At 62.3% G+C, this 16,419-nt stretch carries 16 protein-coding genes; 9 read left to right on the top strand and 7 right to left on the bottom strand.

Going from position 1 to position 16,419, the window contains the following annotated elements:
• Window positions 1-15: 15 nt before the first annotated feature.
• The 9 genes from ASD83_RS07320 (at window position 16) to ASD83_RS07280 (ending at window position 8,455) form a co-directional block, all read left to right on the top strand.
• Window positions 16-399 carry a VOC family protein gene (locus tag ASD83_RS07320; protein ID WP_056309262.1) on the top strand — a complete coding sequence of 128 codons (384 nt, stop codon included), beginning with the start codon at window positions 16-18 and terminating at the stop codon, window positions 397-399.
• The gene (locus ASD83_RS07315) at window positions 386-856 is read left to right on the top strand and encodes a GFA family protein (RefSeq protein ID WP_056309260.1); all 471 of its coding nucleotides are present in this window, start codon (window positions 386-388) and stop codon (window positions 854-856) included. The genes ASD83_RS07320 and ASD83_RS07315 overlap by 14 nt, the downstream gene beginning before the upstream one ends.
• A 1-nt stretch (window position 857) precedes the next feature.
• Window positions 858-1,391, top strand: a complete 534-nt coding sequence (locus ASD83_RS07310) for a GFA family protein (RefSeq protein WP_056309258.1) — start codon at window positions 858-860, stop codon at window positions 1,389-1,391.
• On the top strand, window positions 1,391-1,879 hold the full coding sequence (locus ASD83_RS07305; RefSeq protein WP_056309256.1) for a GFA family protein: 489 nt from the start codon (window positions 1,391-1,393) through the stop codon (window positions 1,877-1,879). Before ASD83_RS07310 ends, ASD83_RS07305 begins: the two co-directional genes overlap by 1 nt.
• Before the next feature lie 27 nt (window positions 1,880-1,906).
• Window positions 1,907-3,550, top strand: a complete 1,644-nt coding sequence (gene cimA / locus ASD83_RS07300) for a citramalate synthase (RefSeq protein ID WP_056309254.1) — start codon at window positions 1,907-1,909, stop codon at window positions 3,548-3,550.
• An 80-nt stretch (window positions 3,551-3,630) separates the two neighbouring features.
• Window positions 3,631-5,409 (top strand): LysM peptidoglycan-binding domain-containing protein, encoded by a 1,779-nt coding sequence (locus tag ASD83_RS07295; protein ID WP_056309252.1) that lies wholly within the window; start codon window positions 3,631-3,633, stop codon window positions 5,407-5,409.
• Between the two features lie 218 nt (window positions 5,410-5,627).
• Complete coding sequence (locus tag ASD83_RS07290) at window positions 5,628-5,948, top strand: ArsR/SmtB family transcription factor (protein ID WP_056309250.1); 321 nt, start codon at window positions 5,628-5,630, stop codon at window positions 5,946-5,948.
• Window positions 5,948-7,843: an ABCB family ABC transporter ATP-binding protein/permease gene (locus ASD83_RS07285; protein WP_056309249.1), complete on the top strand. Its 1,896-nt coding sequence runs from the start codon at window positions 5,948-5,950 to the stop codon at window positions 7,841-7,843. Before ASD83_RS07290 ends, ASD83_RS07285 begins: the two co-directional genes overlap by 1 nt.
• Before the next feature lie 135 nt (window positions 7,844-7,978).
• Window positions 7,979-8,455, top strand: coding sequence for a GNAT family N-acetyltransferase (locus ASD83_RS07280; protein ID WP_056309247.1), 477 nt, complete (start codon window positions 7,979-7,981; stop codon window positions 8,453-8,455).
• A gap of 27 nt (window positions 8,456-8,482) precedes the next feature.
• Here the strand turns inward: ASD83_RS07280 and ASD83_RS07275 are convergent, their stop codons facing one another.
• The 7 genes from ASD83_RS07275 to ASD83_RS07245 all read right to left on the bottom strand — a co-directional run bounded on the left by ASD83_RS07275 (window position 8,483) and on the right by ASD83_RS07245 (window position 16,334).
• The gene (locus tag ASD83_RS07275) at window positions 8,483-8,866 is read right to left on the bottom strand and encodes a type II toxin-antitoxin system death-on-curing family toxin (protein ID WP_056309245.1); all 384 of its coding nucleotides are present in this window, start codon (window positions 8,864-8,866) and stop codon (window positions 8,483-8,485) included.
• 3 nt (window positions 8,867-8,869) lie between these two features.
• The gene (locus ASD83_RS07270; protein ID WP_056309243.1) at window positions 8,870-9,109 is read right to left on the bottom strand and encodes a type II toxin-antitoxin system Phd/YefM family antitoxin; all 240 of its coding nucleotides are present in this window, start codon (window positions 9,107-9,109) and stop codon (window positions 8,870-8,872) included.
• Window positions 9,110-9,234: 125 nt separating this feature from the next.
• Entirely contained in the window at window positions 9,235-12,549 is a 3,315-nt protein-coding gene (locus ASD83_RS07265; RefSeq protein WP_056309241.1) for an efflux RND transporter permease subunit, read from the bottom strand.
• A gap of 11 nt (window positions 12,550-12,560) precedes the next feature.
• Window positions 12,561-13,826 (bottom strand): efflux RND transporter periplasmic adaptor subunit, encoded by a 1,266-nt coding sequence (locus tag ASD83_RS07260; RefSeq protein WP_056309239.1) that lies wholly within the window; start codon window positions 13,824-13,826, stop codon window positions 12,561-12,563.
• Window positions 13,827-13,842: 16 nt separating this feature from the next.
• Complete coding sequence (locus ASD83_RS07255) at window positions 13,843-14,391, bottom strand: PadR family transcriptional regulator (protein WP_056309237.1); 549 nt, start codon at window positions 14,389-14,391, stop codon at window positions 13,843-13,845.
• Between the two features lie 176 nt (window positions 14,392-14,567).
• The gene (gene cysQ / locus ASD83_RS07250) at window positions 14,568-15,398 is read right to left on the bottom strand and encodes a 3'(2'),5'-bisphosphate nucleotidase CysQ (protein WP_056309235.1); all 831 of its coding nucleotides are present in this window, start codon (window positions 15,396-15,398) and stop codon (window positions 14,568-14,570) included.
• A gap of 150 nt (window positions 15,399-15,548) precedes the next feature.
• Window positions 15,549-16,334 (bottom strand): SDR family oxidoreductase, encoded by a 786-nt coding sequence (locus ASD83_RS07245; RefSeq protein ID WP_056309234.1) that lies wholly within the window; start codon window positions 16,332-16,334, stop codon window positions 15,549-15,551.
• Between the last annotated feature and the right edge of the window lie 85 nt (window positions 16,335-16,419).

Below are 16,419 nucleotides of genomic sequence, written 5' to 3'. Positions count from 1 at the left end.
ACTGGAGTAAGAACCATGCTTGATCACGTCGGAATTCTCGTTGCAGACTGGAACAAGGCCAAGGCCTTCTACGACGCTGCCTTCGCCCCCATGGGCATCAGCCTTCTTATGCAGGTGCCGGAAGAATATACCGGCGGCGTAAAAGTCGGCGGCTATGGCAAGGGCCATCCCGATTTCTGGCTCACCGAAGCCAAGGATACCGGCCCCGGCCGCCACTATGCCTTCTCGTCGGACAATCGCGCTGCGATCGACGCCTTCTATGCGGCTGCAATGGCCGCTGGTGGCCGTGACAATGGCGGCCCGGGCCTCCGCCCGCACTACAGCGAAAACTATTACGCCGCCTTCGTCCTCGATCCCGACGGCAACAACATAGAAGTAGTCTGTCATGCCCCAGAATGAAGCCCATACCGGGGGCTGTCAGTGTGGCGCGGTTCGTTTCCGCGTCACACGTCTCGGCCGGCCCTCCATCTGCCATTGCCGCATGTGCCAGAAGGCATTCGGCGGCTTCTTCGGTCCGCTGGTAACGTCCCACAATGCCACCTGGACCCGTGGCGAACCCAAATGGTTCCAGAGTTCGGACGCCGCCCGCCGCGCCTTTTGCGGCGAGTGCGGCACCCCGCTCGCTTATGAAACCCGTTTCGGGCTGGAACTCGCCATCGGCGCCTTCGATGACCCCAGCGTCGCTGCCCCCGAAATCCAGGTCAATCTCGCCGACAAACTGCCCTTCTTCGACACGCTGACCAGTCTGCCGGTGCGCAGCGAGGTGAGCGACGAATGGCGCGACTTCATGGCCGGCATCCATTCCAACCAGCATCCGGACCACGACACCGAAGCCTGGCCGCCGAGGCACGAATAGCATGTCCGGCACGGAGGAGAGCCTAGCCTGGCGCAAGGACGAGAGCGGAGACGATGTGCGGATCACCGGCGGCTGCCAGTGTGGGGCGGTGCGCTATGCGCTCCACCGTCGGCCCGCGCGCCCCTGCATCTGTCATTGCCGCATGTGCCAAAAGGCCTCGGGCAATCTCTTCGGCAGCTTTGCCGGCGTGCCCGCGCGCTTCTTCGAATTGACGCGCGGCCATTTCTCCGTGTTCCGCACGTCCGACGCAGGCGAGCGCTGTTTCTGCGCGGCCTGCGGCACCCCGCTCGCCTGGCGCACGCCCGATGACACCTGGGTGTCGATCACGCTCGGTTCGCTTGATGATCCCGAGGCCATGCGTCCCACCCACTTCTATGGCGAAGAGGGCCGCATTTCCTGGGCCGCCGAAGCCGTCGCCCATATCGCAACCATCACCGGCCAGGGCGATGACGCGCTCGTTAATGCTGTCGAGCGCAGCAATCATCAGCATCCTGATCACGATACGGAAGCCTGGCCCCCAAAGGAGAAAAGCTGATGGATCGCTACGCCAAGGAAGTCAGCGGCGGCTGCCAATGCGGCGCCGTGCGCTATCACGCGACGGAAATGCTGGACAATTCGCACATCTGCCACTGCCGTATGTGTCAAAAAGCTGCCGGTAATATCTTCATCGCGCTCGTCGCCGCGCCAAGAGAAGCAATCACCTGGACGCGCGGCCAGCCGGCCCGGTTCCGCAGTTCCGAACATGTCGATCGTGGCTTCTGCGCTAAGTGCGGCACGCCGCTGTTCTACGAAAACATCAACGGCGGCCACATCAATTTCACCACCGGCTCCCTCGATCACCCCGAAGATTTCCCCGCCAATGTCCATTGCGGCATCGAAGGGCGCGTTCCCTGGTTCCAAACCCTGGCGGCGACGCCTTGGCTCGATACCACCGAGGTCGAGATGCTCGAAGAGGCGCCCGGCATCAAGTCCACCAACAATCAGCACCCCGACCACGACACGGCCACCTGGCCCTCGAAATAACTAAAGACCAAAACAGGCCCCCGAAAAATGTCCCGAGACCGCCTCTATCTTTTCGACACGACCCTGCGCGACGGTGCGCAGACGGCCGGCGTAGAATTTTCGCTCGAGGACAAGATCGCCATTATTGAACTGCTCGAAGAGCTTGGCGTCGACTATATCGAAGGCGGCTATCCCGGTGCCAACCCGATCGACACTGCCTTTTTCGAAAAGCAGCGCACCAAGAAAGCCACCTTCACCGCCTTCGGCATGACCAAAAGGGCAGGGCGCTCCGCCGCCAATGATCCCGGCGTGCAAGGCCTCGTCAATTCGGCCGCCGCGGCCACCTGCTTTGTCGCCAAAGCCTGGGACTATCAGGTCGAACTCGCCCTCGCCTCCACCACCGAGGAACACCTCGAAGGCCTCGCCGATACGGTGCGCACGGCCGCTGCCGCCGGCAAGGAAGTGCTGATCGACCTCGAACATTTTTTCGATGGTTTCAAAGCCAATCCCGAATACGCCCTCTCCTGCGTCACCACGGCTCTCGAAGCCGGCGCCCGCTGGGTCGTCCTCTGCGACACCAATGGCGGCACCATGCCCTCCGAAATCCGCACCATCGTCGGCACAGTGCTGAAGTTCGCGCCCGGCGAAAAACTCGGCATCCACCCCCATGACGACACCGGCCAGGCCGTCGCCAATGCGCTCGCCGCCGTCGAAACCGGCGTGCGTCAGGTCCAGGGCACGCTCAATGGCCTCGGCGAGCGCTGCGGCAATGCCAATCTCGTCACCCTGATCCCGACGCTGGTCCTCAAACCCTATTATGCCGAGCGCTTCGAAACCGGCATCACGCCCGAAAAACTCGAGCGCCTGACCCACATCTCCCGCGCCTTCGACGATCGCCTCAATCGCGCCCCCGCGCGCCAGGCGCCCTATGTCGGCGCCGCGGCCTTTGCCACCAAGGCCGGCATCCACGCCTCTGCCCTCCTCAAGGATTTTTCGACCTACGAGCACGTGCAGCCCGAAAGCGTCGGCAATGAACGCGCCATCATGGTCTCCCAGCAGGCCGGTAAATCCAACCTGCTCACCGCCCTCGCGCGCCACGATATCGTGCTCGAAAAAGACGACCCGCGCCTCGAAAAGCTGCTCGCCACCGTCAAAGAGCGCGAAGCCCAGGGCTATTCCTATGACGGCGCCGATGCCTCCTTCGCCGTCCTCGCGCGCTCCGTCCTCGGCACGCTCCCCAGCTTCTTCGATGTGGAACACTATCGCGCCATGGTCGAACGGCGCCATAACGCTCAAGGCGAAGAAATCACCGTCACCGAGGCCGTCGTAAAAGTCCGCGTCCAGGGCGAATTGCTCATGTCCGTCGCCGAAGGCAATGGCCCGGTCAATGCCCTAGATCAGGCGCTCCGGAAAGACCTCGGCATTTATTCCTCGCGCATCGAGGATCTCGAACTGGTCGACTTCAAGGTGCGTATCCTCGACGGTGGCACGGGCGCGGTCACCCGTGTACTGGTTGAAAGCAAGGACAGCAGCGGCGAGCGGTGGAGCACCATTGGCGTTTCGTCCAATATCATTGATGCGTCCTTTGAAGCTCTGTATGAATCAATCACATACAAGCTGTTGAAGACTGAAGCGGTGCAGTCATCCTCAGTATTGACGACTGCGCGGCCGGCCCAAAAGGCGACTGGCTGACAACCGTCCGGGAGGACAAACTGGCCGAAACTGCTCCGAAACGACCTCTCGCCCTGACCATCGGGGCAGTTGCCGTCACTTTGCTCGTCATCGCCGGCGTCTTTGTCGCCCCAACCGCGGTAACCTGCTTCAACAGCGCCGACGGCATGGGCCAGTGCATCAGGGGCAAGCTGGCCGATGCCGGCCTGTTCCCCAAGCCGGTCGATGCGGTGGCAGAAGCCGAAACGCCGGCCGCCGTGCCGGCTGCTCCCGCCGAACCCGAAACGCAGCTCACTGCGCCCGCCCTCGATGTCGCGCCGCCCGCCGATGTTCCGGAAAATCTCGTTGCCGCAACCTTCGGCCTTCTTCGCGCCGAGCCCGATGGCTCGGTGGTGATCGCCGGCAGCGGCACGCCCGGCAGCGAAGTGGAAGTCTATTCCGACGATGCTCTTCTCGGCAGCACCACCGTCGAAAGCTCCGGCGATTGGGTTTTTGTGCCCGATCAGCCCCTGCCGGCCGGCGGCGTTGAAATTACCCTCGCCGAACGTGGCAAGGAGGGCAGGGCGGCCCAGTCCTTCGTCGTCGTCATCAACGACGACAAATCAACCCAGCCCCTGGTCGTCGCCAGCGCTCCAGGCCAGGCAAGCGAAGTCCTGCAAGGCCTGACCCATACCGATACCCCGGCGACGACGGCTGTCGCTACCGCAGAACCCGCCGCCCCTGCAGCCCCCGCTTCAGCACCACCGGCGGCCGTCGCCGCCGCACCAGTTCCAGCGCCTGCCGCCCCCGAGACAACGCCCGCGGCCCCGGCCGAAACGCCCGCGCCGACAGCAGTGGCAGAGGCCCCCGCCGCTCCAGCAACACCCGCACCGGCCGCAGCGCCGCCGGTCCCGGCCGAGCCTGCCCCGGCACCCGCGCCCGCAGCACCCGCCGAAACGGCCGCTCCTGCCGTGGCAAGCGCACCCACACCGGCAACCCCCGCTGCTCCCGCCGCAACTCCGGTGGCGCCGGCCGCACCCGCTGCCGTCCCGGCAGCCCAGCTTGCCGACGCACCGCCCACCATCGACGCCATCGAAATCGAAGGTGACCGTACCTTCTTTGCCGGCGCCGGCCCTGAAGGCGGCATTGTCCGCCTCTATGTCGATGATACCTTCATTGCCGACGCCACCATCGAAGGCGGCCGCTGGCTGATCGAGGCTGGCGACGTCCTCGATGCCCCCAGCCAACGCGTCCGCGCCGACCTGCTTGCCGCCGGTTCACCCGACGTGATCGCTCGCGCCGAAGTCGATTTCGTCGTCGATATGCCAGCGCCAGCGCCGGCTACGGCGGTCGCGACAGCGCCGGTCGCCACCGAGCCGGCCACTGCCGTCGCCAGCGCCGATGCGACGCCTGCAGCTCCGGCCGCAGCGCCCGCGGCCACAACGGCCCCCGCCTCTGCTCCAGCGGCCGAGCCGGCGACGTCTGCCGCGCCCGCGGCTCCTGCCGCAGCACCCGCAGAGACTACCGTCGCAACGCCAGCCCAACCGGCACCGGCCGCGACGCCCGCCGCGACGCCGGCTCCTGCTGCAACACCCACCCCGGCAACACCTGCACCCGCAGCCCCTGCCATCCCAGCCGCAGTGGCAGAAACCCCCGCGGCTCCACAGCCCGCCGCCGAACCCGCCGTGCCCACCATGGTGGCCGTTTCCGTCGGTTCTCCCGATGCCCAGCGGTTCGCCTCGGGCAAGGCCATCATCCGCCGTGGTGACAATCTCTGGACCATCGCCCGCCGCGTCTATGGCGAAGGCATCAAATATACGACCATCTACGATGCCAATACCGGCCAGATCCGCGATCCCGATCGCATCTATCCCGGCCAGGTCTTCAGCCTCCCGCAATAGGCTACTGACACAGAATGGCGCCCCCGGGCGCCATTTCTGCCTTTGAAGCACTGTCTCTTCACCTCCCCCTGAATGGGGGAGGCCGGGAGGGGGTGATCGGCAAGCGCCAATCCCCAGCTTCATGCCGTATTTCTGCCCACGATCTAACCCTCAGGGATTGACCTTCCACCCAATCCTCACCATGTTCATCGCAATTCACCGATTAATTCGGCGGCCCCATGCAAGACGACGACATCGCCAACATCATGCGAGCCCTGGGTCATCCCGTCCGGCTCAACATCCTGCGGTTCATCGCGAGCCAGCAGCAGCGGGAATGTTGCTGTGGTGATGTCACCGAATCCTTGCCCCTCGCCCAGTCCACCGTTTCCCAGCACATCAAGGTGCTGCTCGACGCTGGCCTGATCGAGCGCAAGCCTCATGGCACGCGTAATCGCTACATGATCCGGCATGACCGGCTGTCCGAAATCGGCACCGCCTTTGGAGGCCTCCTTACAGGCCTCAACTTCCAAGCGCCCCACAAGGAAGCGGAACCGGCCTAATGGCTAATAACAGCACTGAAAAGAAGCCATCCGTTAGCGCGGATGAAGGCTCTGTATTCTCTACCGTTCGCAATCTCTGGCCCTATATGTGGCCCGATGGCCGGCCCGATCTGCGCCTGCAGGTGGTCCTCGCCCTCGGCGCGCTGGTGGTCAGCAAAGTCGCGACCACGCTCGTCCCCTTTGCTTATAAGGGCATCATCGACAGCCTCGATGGAACCGACGCCGATAGCCAGCTGATCCTCGGCCTCGCCATTCCCGTCGTGCTGGTCATCGCCTATGTCCTCGGCAACATCATCGATGCTGCCTTCCAGCAGTTGCGCGACGTGCTCTTTGCCGGCGTCGGTCAGCATGCCGTGCGCAAGTTGGCGCTCGAAACCTTCCATCACGTCCATCGTCTGTCGCTGCGCTTCCACCTGGCGCGCCGCACCGGCGGCCTCTCCCGCGTCATCGAGCGCGGCACCAAGGGCATCGAAACGGTCGTCCGCTTCGCCATGCTCAACATTGTACCGACGATTATCGAATTCATCGTTGTCGCCGTCATCTTCGTCTGGCTCTTCGGCATCAGCTATGTCGGCGTCCTGGTGGTGATGATCTGGGCCTATCTCTATTTCACCATCAAGGCCTCCAACTGGCGCATCGCCATCCGTCGGGAGATGAACGATTCCGACACGGACGCCAACGGCAAGGCCATCGACAGCCTCCTCAATTACGAGACGGTCAAATACTTCGCCAACGAGAAGATGGAAGCCGAGCGCTATGATCGCTCCATGGCGACTTACGAAAAGTCCGCCATCCGCATCTGGACCTCGCTCGGCTGGCTCAATTTCGGCCAGGCCGTCATCTTCTATGGCGGCTTCCTCGTCATCTCCATCATGGCCATTCTCGGCGTCATGGATGGCCGTCTGACGCTGGGCGATTTCGTCTTGCTCAACACCTTCCTGATGCAGGTCTACCGCCCGCTTAATTTCATCGGTTTCGTCTATCGCGAACTCCGCCAGGGCCTCACCGACATCGAGGAAATGTTCAAGCTCCTCGATAAGGACCCCGAAATCCAGGACAAGCCCGATGCGAAGCCGCTCGCCGTTTCTGGTCCGGTCATCCGCTTCGAGGACGTCACCTTCCACTACGATGCCGACCGCCCTATCCTCAAAGGCGTCAGTTTTGACGTGCCCGCCGGCAAGACTGTCGCCATCGTCGGCCCCACAGGCGCGGGCAAGTCGACCATCTCGCGCCTCCTCTATCGCTTCTACGATGTCACCGGCGGCCGCATCACCATCGATGGGCAGGACCTGCGCGATGTAACGCAGGAAAGCCTGCGCTCCACCATCGGCATGGTCCCGCAGGATACCGTGCTCTTCAACGACTCCATCGGCTACAATATCGAATATGGCCGCCCCGGTGCATCCGCTGAAGAGGTTCGCCAAGCCGCCCAGATGGCCCAGGTCGGCTCCTTCATCGAGCGTCTCCCCAAGGGCTATGAAACCCCGGTCGGCGAACGCGGCCTGAAACTCTCGGGCGGCGAAAAGCAGCGCGTCGCCATCGCCCGCACGATTTTGAAGGCCCCGTCCATCCTCATCCTCGATGAGGCGACCTCCGCCCTCGATACCAAGACCGAGCGCGACATTCAGGCTGCCCTTGACGTCGTCTCGCGCAACCGCACCACCGTCGTCATCGCCCACCGGCTCTCGACGGTGATCAATGCCGACGAAATCCTGGTCCTCCGCGAAGGTCTCGTTGCCGAGCGCGGCAGCCACGCCCAGCTCCTCGCCCAAAACGGCCTTTACGCCCAGATGTGGAGCCGCCAGCGCGAAGCCACCGAAGCCGAAGAAGCCCTGGCCCTCGCCCAGGAAGACCCCGACGGTTTTGTTAAGCGCGGAGCGCCGGCAGCGGAGTAAGAAAAGGCGTCGCCCTCAAGGCGGCGCCTCAACACCCCCACACTCAGTGTCATCCCCGCGAAAGCGGGGACCTCTGTTTAGTGCGGCCGTTGGGCGGACTTGCCTAACCTCGATGGCTCTGCCTAACCTCGCCCCATGTCCGCCATCAGCCTCATCCCTGCACGCCCCGGCCAAAAGCCCGTCATCGCCAACCTGCTCCAGCTCTACCTCCACGACATGACCGAGTTCATGCCGTTCCCGGTGGGCGCCGATGGCCGCTACGCCTACGATTTCCTCGACCGCTTCTGGCGCTTCCCCCATTTCATCATGTCAGACGACGAGATCGCCGGCTTCGCCCTCGTCATCGACGAATGCCCGCTTACCGGCAGGGCGCCCTGCTGGTTCATGGCCGAATTTTTCGTCCTCAAGGCCTACCGCGGCAGCGGCACCGGCCGCGCCGCCATCCAGCAAGCATTGCAAGCCCACCCCGGCCAATGGCACATCGCGGTCCCTCACGCCAACCGTGCCGCCCAAACCTTCTGGCCAAAAGCCCTCGCGCTCCAAAGCCCCTCCAGCCGCGACATCCATTTCGACGGCGACGACTGGCGCCTGCACCAGTTCGAAGCTGTCTAGGACCGGCGCTGGCTTTGCTATACGCCCTCAAGGCAATGGCGCGGTATGCTCATGCAGCCATGTCTCAAGCACGTCCTTGCGAAAGGTGCCGGCGTCAAGGTTGGCATAAATGAACTCTATCCAGTGCTCCTCTCGGCCTACCGGCTCTATGCCGTTTGCTTGGAGGAAGATAACTGCGCTGGCAAAAGCAACCCGCTTGTTCCCGTCGATGAAGCCGTGGTTCATCGTCAGGCTTTCCCATAGCGCTGCCGCTTCCTCTATCGTGTCCGAGTAGTATCCAGTTTGTGGGCGGAGGAGGGCCGAGAGGAGCAGCCCTCTATCGCGAACACCCTGCGCTCCACCGTAGCGGCGAAGCTGCTCGTCATGTATCCAGAGAACGTCATCCAGCGTGAGGTAAATTCGCGCTGCCATGGCCTACTTTGCCAGCGCTTCGTAGACCTTGCCCCAACGCTTGATGCTCTCGCCATGCAACTTTACGATCAGCGGATTGACGCGAGGCGCGACGCTTTGCTCCTGCAATGCCGCATACTGCTCGGGCGACAAAACCACGGCTACATCGCGTCCATTCTTCTGAATGCGCACCGGTCCGGCTTGCGCCATTTCCAGAACCTGACCGAACTTGTTCTTGGCTTCGGTTGCAGAAATTTCGGCCACAGTAGCCTCCTTGGCTGAATTAGCTAAAATGGATATTTAGCGCTTTAGCGAGAGAAATTCCAGCCCCTGCCAAAACAAAAAGGCCCGCATCACTGCGGGCCTTTCCCATTCATGCTTCTTCCAGATCACTCCGCCGCGTCGCGACGGTCGTCCTTTTCCTTGTCGCCGAGCCCGGCTTCCTTGCTCACGACATACTTCTTGCCATCGGCATCATCAGGCACTTCCACAGCCACGCCGTCAAACCCGGCCGGTGTCGCCACCGCCTTGCCGCGGAACGGGCTCGTTGCCCACTGGCTGATACTGGCAAAGTTCGCGCCCGCCCACTTGATCTGCTTCCACATCACGCTCGGCGCGGTGATCATCACCGGCACCATGATCAGCGTCAGCAGGGTCGAGAAGAACAGGCCCGAAACCAGCGCTGCCGAAAGGTGGATGAACCACGAGCCGGCAAGGCCGCCGATGACGATTTCACGGCGGATGAAGTCGAACTCGACGTTTGCCCACATCGGGATAACGCCCAGCGCCGTCAGGAACGCGGTCAGCAGCACCGGACGGACACGCTGGCTGACGGTCAGCAGCATGGCCTTGACCGGTTCCACGTGCTGATGGCGGTTATAGTCATTGTAGGTGTCGATAAGAACGATGCCGTTCTTCACCACAATACCCGCCAGTGCCACGATGCCGAGACCGGTCATGATCGCCGAGAAGCTCATCCCCGTGACCAGCATGCCCAAAAGCACGCCCGCCACCGACATCACCACCGTCGAGAGCGTCACCATCACCTGGTAGAAGCTGTTATATTCGAGCAGCAGGATGAAGAAGATCAGGGCCATGGCCATGCCCATCGCCGTGACGATAAAGGCATTCGCGTCGCCCATCTGCTCTTCGGCACCGCCGAAAGCGACATTGACGCTATCGGGGAAACCCTGCTCGCCGATCCACTTCTGCAGCTCGGCCACCTTGTCGGCGGCATAGACGCCTTCAGGCAGGTTCACGAGGCCCGCAGCCACGTTCATCACATAGACCTGGTTGCGGCGCTCGATATTGGCAACCTTTGGCACAGCCTTGCGGTCGATGAAGTTCGAAACCGGGACCATGCCGTTCTGGGTGGCGATGCGCATGCTGTCGAGCGCGTCGAAAGTGCGCTCATCCTTGGGCAGGCGAACGCGAATATCGAGTTCGTCGCCTTCCTCGTCACGATAGGTGCCGAGCTTCACGCCATTGGTGATCAGCTGCACATAGGGCACGAGTTCACGCACACCGATGCCATATTTGCCCGCTTCCGCACGATCGACAGTAATCTGCCAGTCGATACCGGGGGAGGGGCGGCCGTCTTCGGCATCGACAATTTCGGGCCAGGTGGCCAGATGATCTCGAATAGCAGCCACGACGGGCACCAGCTCGTCATAGTTTTTGCTTTCGACGCGCAGGTTGATGTCCTTGCCTGCCGGCGGACCGTTCTCGACCGCCAGAACCTGGACATCAAGCCCCGCGATCCCAGCGACGCGGCCGCGAATGTCGGCAAAGATCTGCTCGGCCTTGACGCGGTGGTTCCAGTTGACGAGCTGCAGCTGGAAGTTACCGATCGTGTCGGGTGGCATGGTGCCGGCGGCGCCGGTGGTGCCAAACTGCATGATCACGTCCTGGATGCCGTTGACCTGCAACAGCTGGTCCTCGACCTCGATCAGCATGTCGCGGATTTCCTCGGGCGAGTAATTGCCCTGACCCACCACGGCGACGGTCGCATATTCAGGTTCGGAGGCAGGGAAGGCCTCCGTGCCGGTCGGATTGGCGATATAGAGGGCAAAAATCGCGACGATGATGCCGAACCCGACAGCCAGCGTCGGCACCGGCCAGGAGATCAGCTTCTCCATCATGCGCACATATAGCCCGGTCAGGCCCGTCACCTTCTTGGTGTCGAACTTGTCGGGATACATGACGATATCGGCCTTGGCCTTTTCCACCGGGTCGACATGGGTCGAGGCGATCACCGAGCCGATAACCGGCATGAAGATCAAAGCGGAAATGAACGAGGCGATCATGACGATGATCACGATCATCGGCAGATAGCTCATGAACTTGCCGATAATGCCCGGCCAGAACAGCAGCGGAATGAAGGCACCGAGCGTGGTCGCCGTAGCGCCCACCACCGGCACGAACATTTTTCGCATCGCCATGATGAAGGCTTCCTTCTTGGGAACGCCTTCCATCAGTTTTCGCTCGGCATATTCAACGACCACCACAGGGTCGTCGACGAGCACACCCACCGCGATCACGAGCCCGAACATCACCATCATGTTGATGGTCATGCCCAGCATTTCCGCAACGAGGAACGCCATCATGAACGAGAGCGGGATCGATAGACCGATCATCAGCGCGGGGCGCAGGCCCAGCGTTGCGATACAGGTGATCAGCACCAGCGCCACGGCGGTGAGAACGGCAGCTTCCAGCGAGCGGAAAAGATTGGTCGTGGTTTCAGCCTGATCGAGGAAGAAGCTGTAGCCGACCCCGTTGCCCCAGCTTTTCGCCAGTTCCGCCGTCGTTGCACGAATCTGGTTCGACACGTCGATGATATTGGTGCCGGCCTTCTTGGAAACGCCGAGAATCTGCGCCGGAGAGCCGTTCACCTGGGTATATTCGGTGGCGTCGGCCAGCGTGCGGGTGATGGTTGCCACATCGCCGAAGGTAACGACGGTATTGCCATCGGTCTTGATCGGCAGGTCGTAAACGTCCTGCGCATTGCTGACCATGCCGGGCACTTCGATATTGAACGAGCCCTGTCCGGTGTTGAGCGTGCCGCCGGGCACCACCATGTTGTTGCGCGCCAGTGCATCGAACAATTGGCTGGCCGTCAGGCCATAGGCTTCCAGCCGCAAGAGGTCGATGCGAACTTCGAGCTGTTCCTTGCGGGCGCCCGAAAGCTTGACTTCGCGCACATCGCCCAGCGCTTCGAGCGCATCCTGGAGCTGTTCGGCGCGACGGTTGAGTTCCTTTTCAGGCGCCGTGCCATAGATGGCCACCGACATGACGGGGCCGATAAAGTCGATTTCGCTGACCGTCGGGTCATCGGCATCGGCAGGCAACTTGGCCTTGATCGCGTCCATCTTGGCGCGCGTATCCTGGAGGGCCTGATCTTTGTTGGTATTGACGTCGAATTCAAGGATCACCGAGGCGTGGCCGGTGGTCGAAGTCGAGGTGATATTCTGCAGGCCTGGCAGATTGGCCAGTTCTTCTTCCGCCGGCTTGGCCAGCAGATTTTCCGCGTCGCGCGGCGACACCCCCGTCTGGCTGATCGAGACGTAGAGATAGGGAATGTCGATGGCCGGGAAACTCTCCTTGGGCATGGAGAGATACGCCGCCGTACCAGCCGCCAGGACGATCGCCATGACGGTGAGGACGACCCTCGGCATCCTCAGAATTTTTTCAATGAAGTCGAGCATGAAACTCGTCCTTAGCTGGCTGCGGTTTCGGTCGAACTAGGAGCGGGGCTGGCCTTGACGGCCTGTCCCGCAGTCACGCCTTCCTGGCCGACGGTGATCACTTCGCTCACCACGGGCAGGCCCGTCACCCAGACGCCCTGGCGGGTGTCGCTGACGATGGTCACTTCGTGGAACGCCACGACGCCGTTTTCCACGGTCCGCACGCCGAGCGTACCTTCGTCGTCAAGCGTCAGCACCGATTGCGGCAGCAGATGGCCCGGCGCAGCGCCAAGATTGACGACGGCTTCGGCGGTCACGCCATCCTTGATGGCAAAGTCGGCATTCGGGATTTCGATTTCGACAGGGAAGGCGCGGGTGGCATTGTCGGCCTGCGAGGCGATATAGGTCACCTTGCCCTCGACAGCCTGACCGGTCACGGTCTTGATGGACGCGACGAGACCGAGCTTGGCAAGGCCGATATGCTTTTCCGGCACCATGCCGGCAAAAACCATCGGATCGAGCTGGACGATGGTGGCGCAAGGGCTACCGGCATTCAGCATCGAACCGGCCAGAGCCAGGGGGTCCTGCACGAGCCCGCCAACCTTGGCGGTGATTTCGGTGCGGTCGAGTTCGGCCTTGGCATTGTCGAGACCGGCAGCGGCCTGGCTCACGCCGGCCTTGGCCTGGGCAAGGGCCACGTCGGCAGCGTTGGCGGTATTGGCAGCAGCAAGGCCTTTTTCGCGAAGGCCCGCATTGGTGTCGAAGTTAAGCTGAGCCTGGGCAAGAGCCGCATTGGCCTGATCGACGCCGGCCTGCGCCTGGGCGACGGCAGCAACGCGCGTCCCCTGGTCGAGCGTGCAGAGGAGGTCACCCACCTCGACGCGCTGGCCCTTGGTCACATGCACAATGTCCACCGTGCCGGCGGTTTCAGCGACCGCGGTCACCGTGGCCTTGGCCCGGGTGCGGCCACGCAGCGGCACTTCGACCGGCATGGGCTGGGCGGTAAAGGTCTGCGTCCGCACGTCCGGCAGCGGGGCATTGGAACCGGTCGTGGTTTCATTGCGTTGAGCAATGGTCAGGGCAGGGTCAATCTCGGGTGCATGGTGCTCCGCCAGCACGCCGGCGCCTGCCAGCGCGTTGTGGATGGGGCCATGCTCTTCGCCTTCGATAACGGAGACGATGGGCTTTTCGCCGTTGCCGGGGCCGTTGCCGCCCTGCACGAGGGTACCAGTGGTGAGCCAGGCGCCCGCTCCGAGAAGGATCAGTAGCGCCAGGCCATAGGAAAACAATGCACGCATAGAATATCTGCCCCTTTTATTCCGCCGCGTCCTTGCGCTCGTCGGCTCGCGATAAGTTGATCAGTTCGTGCATATTGGTACGCAGATACTTCTCTGCAACGCCCAAAACTTCACGACCGTAATTGATGACCCAGCAATCAGCCGGGCTGCATTCCTGTTCGGACCGCACCTGGTCCAGTTGTTGCCGTTCCGTGGTGATGCGGGCGACGTGTTCCTTGACCCGATTGGCCACCAGATCTTGCGGCAAGATGCTGACAAACCGTGCCAGCAGGAGAAACGGACTGCGAAAAACGTCTTCGCCCAGTGGCGCGGACAGTTCCTTGGTAAAAGCCTGACGTCCCTCTTTGGTAATCGAATAGACCTTGCGCGCCGGCTTGCCGTCCTGCGGCACCGTGCGGCTGGTCACCAGACCATCGTCTTCAAGCTTGGCGAGCGCGGGATAGATCGAGCCAAAACTGGCCTCGACGAAATAGGAGAAGTCGCCCTCGGTGCACATGCGACGGATGTCATAACCCGTGGCTTCACCCTCGTAGAGCACCGATAGACAGAGCGTCCGCACATTCATCAAGCACAATCCTCCCAGCTCTATGCCGGTTCGATATATGCTGGGGCTATATATATACAACCCCCGCTGCACAAGATTTACGAGGGGTGTGATCGCGCAGATCAGTTAAGCGTCTGTTGCATGCCGCGCCACTTGCCCATGCACCAAGTCTATAGAGACCTCACATTGCAGCAGCGTTACGCCAGCAGTTCTCGCATTTCTCTTGCCGCTCTTTGCGCCAGGTCAAGGCTCGCAGCAGCCACAAAGTACGGGTTGAGAAAGTTCAGTTCATGCTTGCCATAGCGCATCGGGGCACCATCCAGTGTTACCACGGCTCCCCCCGCCGCTTCCAGTACCGCCTGACCTGCCGCCGTGTCCCATTCGCAAGTTGGGGTAAAGCGCGGGTAAAGCTGCGCATCGCCGCGTGCCAAAAGACAGAATTTTAGCGACGATCCCACCGACACATCGCTTTCGACATCGAGCGTCTGGCAGAGCTTTTCGAGCGCCTCATGCCCATGCGACCGGCTGGCAACGATCCGAAGACGCGGCAACCAGCCAACCGTGATCGCGCGCTTCCCGGTCACGAGGCCATCGACCACCCGCCCGGTCCAGGCGCCCTCGGCATCGCCGACGAAAATCTCGCCCGTCACCGGCGCCAGCACCACGCCCATGCTGGGCTTGCCATGTTCGACGAGCCCGATATTGACGGTGAATTCGCCATTGCGCTTGATGAATTCCTTGGTCCCATCGAGCGGATCGACCACGAAATACCGCTCGCCCAGCTTGGGAATAATCCCCGCCGCCACGCTCTCTTCGCCCAGAACCGGCAGTCCGGTTTCCTTGAGATGGGCAATAATGATCGCTTCAGCCGCCGCGTCCGCCTCCGTCACCGGCGACCCGTCCGATTTCGCCACCGCATGGATCGGCCGCGCATAGACATCAAGGATCACCGCCGCTGCTTTTATCGCAGCCTCGACAGCAAGATCGGTAATATCAAGCGGAGCAACGAGAACAGAACTATCGGTCATTTGGCCGGCTTTTTGGGAGAAAGTCAGCGCGTCTTTACGCCTGTCTCCGCCGGCTGACAACGCAATTGGCTCGATCTCACGTCAAGCCACCGGCCCAGCACCTCCCCCTTGATGGGGGAGGTTGGGAGGGGGTGGACTCCCAGGCGCAAATCAGCGCAACAACCCCTGTCCCCCATCGATCCACACCGGCGTCCCCGTAATATGCCGCGAGGCATCCGAAACCAGAAACAGCACCGCCTCGGCCACGTCTTCCGCCTTCCCCGGCCTGCCGCCGGTAATCGGAATATCCCCCTCCGGAAATTCCACCGGAATTTCGGTTTTCCCCGTTCCCCGCTGCTCGGTATTGTCCGAGATCTCGCTCTCGATCGCCCCGGGACACACCGCGTTGATCCTGATCCCGCGCGGCCCCAGTTCCAGCGCCAATTGCTGCGCCATGGCCACCTGCGCCGCCTTGGTCGCCGAATAGGCTGATGCTCCCGGCGTCGTAAACGTCCGCGTGCCATTGATCGAGGATATGATCACGATTGCCCCGCCGCCCGCCGCCTCAAGCCGGGGCACCGCATGATGCAGCGTCAGATAGGTGCCGCGCAGGTTGACGCTGATGGTCTTGTCCCACTCCTCGGGCGTCAGTTCCTCGATCGGCGCCCAGACCCCGTTGATCCCCGCATTGGCAACGACAATATCGAGTTTTCCGAACCGCTCGGCCACCAGCGCAATGGCCCGCGCCATGTCCTTGTCATCCGAAATATCGGCCGTAATGCTGATCGCCTTGCCGCCCTGGCTCTCGATCTCCGCCGCTACGGCATCGACCTCTTCCCGGGTCCTGCTCAACACCGCGACATTGGCGCCATGCCGCGCCAGCAGCAGCGCCGTCGCCTCGCCGATGCCCGATCCGGCCCCGGTCACCAATGCGGTCTTGTTCAAAAGGGTCTGCATATTGCCTCCTTGGTTGAAGGCACAACGCAACGGGCGGCGCAGGGTTGTCCCACGCCGCCCGATTTCTCGCACAGTCCGCTCTTTA

The organism is Devosia sp. Root685 (assembly GCF_001427875.1).
Taxonomy (GTDB): Bacteria; Pseudomonadota; Alphaproteobacteria; order Rhizobiales; family Devosiaceae; genus Devosia.
This window is presented reverse-complemented; position numbering and strand designations above follow the sequence as displayed.

Coding starts and splice junctions, on each gene's coding strand:
- ASD83_RS07320 (WP_056309262.1), top strand. CDS start 16: ATGCTTGATCACGTCGGAATTCTCGTTGCAGACTGGAACAAGGCCAAG.
- ASD83_RS07265 (WP_056309241.1), bottom strand. CDS start 12,549: ATGCTCGACTTCATTGAAAAAATTCTGAGGATGCCGAGGGTCGTCCTC.
- ASD83_RS07310 (WP_056309258.1), top strand. CDS start 858: ATGTCCGGCACGGAGGAGAGCCTAGCCTGGCGCAAGGACGAGAGCGGA.
- ASD83_RS07260 (WP_056309239.1), bottom strand. CDS start 13,826: ATGCGTGCATTGTTTTCCTATGGCCTGGCGCTACTGATCCTTCTCGGA.
- ASD83_RS07315 (WP_056309260.1), top strand. CDS start 386: ATGCCCCAGAATGAAGCCCATACCGGGGGCTGTCAGTGTGGCGCGGTT.
- ASD83_RS07285 (WP_056309249.1), top strand. CDS start 5,948: ATGGCTAATAACAGCACTGAAAAGAAGCCATCCGTTAGCGCGGATGAA.
- ASD83_RS07245 (WP_056309234.1), bottom strand. CDS start 16,334: ATGCAGACCCTTTTGAACAAGACCGCATTGGTGACCGGGGCCGGATCG.
- ASD83_RS07305 (WP_056309256.1), top strand. CDS start 1,391: ATGGATCGCTACGCCAAGGAAGTCAGCGGCGGCTGCCAATGCGGCGCC.
- cimA (WP_056309254.1), top strand. CDS start 1,907: ATGTCCCGAGACCGCCTCTATCTTTTCGACACGACCCTGCGCGACGGT.
- ASD83_RS07280 (WP_056309247.1), top strand. CDS start 7,979: ATGTCCGCCATCAGCCTCATCCCTGCACGCCCCGGCCAAAAGCCCGTC.
- cysQ (WP_056309235.1), bottom strand. CDS start 15,398: ATGACCGATAGTTCTGTTCTCGTTGCTCCGCTTGATATTACCGATCTT.
- ASD83_RS07255 (WP_056309237.1), bottom strand. CDS start 14,391: ATGAATGTGCGGACGCTCTGTCTATCGGTGCTCTACGAGGGTGAAGCC.
- ASD83_RS07290 (WP_056309250.1), top strand. CDS start 5,628: ATGCAAGACGACGACATCGCCAACATCATGCGAGCCCTGGGTCATCCC.
- ASD83_RS07275 (WP_056309245.1), bottom strand. CDS start 8,866: ATGGCAGCGCGAATTTACCTCACGCTGGATGACGTTCTCTGGATACAT.